The 1985-nt window shown below is 35.3% G+C and carries 3 protein-coding genes; 1 reads left to right on the top strand and 2 read right to left on the bottom strand.

All coding sequences use genetic code 11. The features are described from left to right. Positions 1-255: 255 nt before the first annotated feature. Positions 256-726 carry a hypothetical protein gene (locus OZD68_RS01325; RefSeq protein WP_182309938.1) on the bottom strand — a complete coding sequence of 157 codons (471 nt, stop codon included), beginning with the start codon at positions 724-726 and terminating at the stop codon, positions 256-258. 75 nt (positions 727-801) lie between these two features. On the opposite strand from OZD68_RS01325, the gene miaA reads away from it, so the two are divergent. After that, positions 802-1686: a tRNA (adenosine(37)-N6)-dimethylallyltransferase MiaA gene (miaA, locus tag OZD68_RS01320; protein WP_182309939.1), complete on the top strand. Its 885-nt coding sequence runs from the start codon at positions 802-804 to the stop codon at positions 1684-1686. Here miaA and OZD68_RS01315 read toward each other — a convergent pair. Next, on the bottom strand, positions 1683-1958 hold the full coding sequence (locus tag OZD68_RS01315) for a hypothetical protein (RefSeq protein ID WP_338063249.1): 276 nt from the start codon (positions 1956-1958) through the stop codon (positions 1683-1685). The genes miaA and OZD68_RS01315 overlap by 4 nt on opposite strands. Positions 1959-1985 lie beyond the last annotated feature (27 nt).

The raw sequence follows: 1985 nt of genomic DNA, 5'->3' as shown, positions 1-1985 counted from the left end.
GGATCCAGGAATTTTATTAAGTTGGTAAGCATAAAAGTAGCCGTTTTATGTTAAAATACAACATTTTGATGATTATGAAAAAGCTGGATTCCAGACTGGAATGACATCGTTTACTATGTACCATATTGCAATGTTCGTACAGCTGTGTGTCACGCACTTTGCTTCAATATTTGCACATTAGCCACTCCTCTAAACAGATACGCTAGTTTTTGTGAATATAATACAACGCAGCTTACCATTTGTTATGCAGACTTGCTACAACCCAAACTCTTCATTAACTTTATCAACTATTGCCTGTGGTGGATCCTCTCCCCATCCTGAATACAAAATCTCTCCATAGTCTGCAACATCTATAGAGCCAGTTCTGCTTTTTGCTAGAAACATTTCTCTTTTCTCTTTATCAACTAATACATAATGCCACGCTGATTTTCCACGATCTTTACCACGGACTAAGTATATAAGATCTGACCTACTTCTTTTTGTTGCATCAGCAAAAGATCTTTCATTGACAGTTCTGCTTTTACTTTTTATGCCGCCACTTTCAGAAAAAGCTTCCTTGGATTCGGTTTTTTTGCCTGCTAATTCAGAAATTTTTCCTTTTTCCCCTAATGCCCGTTCTTTGGTGTTTTGAGACGAATACTTACTGGAAAAACCTTCCCCTGTACCGCCAGGAGTCCTGTTTGTGAAACGCTTAGTAAATGAATTATTGTCGTTGTTTTCTGCCATAAAAATCTCCAAACTTTAGATTGTAGAATCCAAACTTTTACTACACTTTATCATATGTTAATTAAATTAATATAAATGAAAAATAATATAGTAATTATTACAGGAATTACGGCCTCAGGTAAATCAGAATTATGCGATAACCTGATAGAAAAATATGGAAATATTAGTACAATAAATTGTGATTCAAAGCAGGTATATGAAGAAATTCCCATAATTACTGCTCAACCACCAAAGCAAGAAGTATTTTATAAACTATATGGTTATGTTTCAGCAAAAGAAAATTATTCCGTGGGTCTATGGTTAGAAGATTTAGAAAAAGAAGTTAATCACGCATTAGAAAATGCTCAAATACCTATCATCACTGGAGGAAGCGGGCTTTACATCAGCAGTTTAATCAAAGGCTTATCATCAATGCCACAAATAAGTCAGGAAGTGAGGAAAAATGTAAGCGAATTAAGGAAAAATTTAAGTAAAGAGGAGTTTTACAAATTAGCGCTAAGCAAAGATCCAAGGATTCAAGGTAAAGTGTTCATGAATGACTCGCACCGCCTTTCAAGGGCACTTGAAGTTATCACTGAAACTGGCAAGTCAATTTTTGTATGGCAAGAGAATAGACAGCCTCCTTTATTCAATAATTTTAAGATATATACAATTCTGCCTAAACGTGAAGATGTATACCGAAAAATAAATTCTCGTTTCATTACAATGATTGAAAATGGAGCAATTGATGAAGTAAAAAAGCTACTTAGCATGAACCTAGCCCCACATTTGCCAGCTATGAAAGCACACGGAGTGCCAGAAATTATAAAGTACTTGAAAGGTGAGATTACTTTAGACGAAGCGATACAAATTGCTCAAACAAACACAAGACACTACGCGAAACGTCAGTATACCTGGTTTAAAAAACAATTTCTAAATGCTGAAGTGATTGATTGTGCAAACAAGCTCAAGATATTTTAATTCAGGCCGTGCTCATTACTACGAATAGGGGGTTCCATATTTTCCAGATGGTCGCTTACTTCTAGTGGATCGCCTAAACCATGCTCTATTTTTATTTTAAAAAATCCAAGCCTCTCGCACAATTTCTGAAAGTATTCTTTTATAATGTCAAATAAGCTTTTATCACCTATATTATAGTCCTTCAGTCTCTCAGGAACAGTAAGTGACAAGTTACCATTTGTGTATGTTACAGCATAATTATAGCATTTCTCATAATAGTCCGAACAGGTCATAGGAAGGCAGAATCAACAGCACGACGA

The organism is Wolbachia endosymbiont of Drosophila bicornuta (genome assembly GCF_028982105.1).
In the GTDB taxonomy this organism is placed as follows: domain Bacteria; phylum Pseudomonadota; class Alphaproteobacteria; order Rickettsiales; family Anaplasmataceae; genus Wolbachia; species Wolbachia pipientis.
The sequence above is the reverse complement of the archived record's forward strand: the minus strand, read 5'-3'. Positions and strand labels throughout refer to the sequence as shown.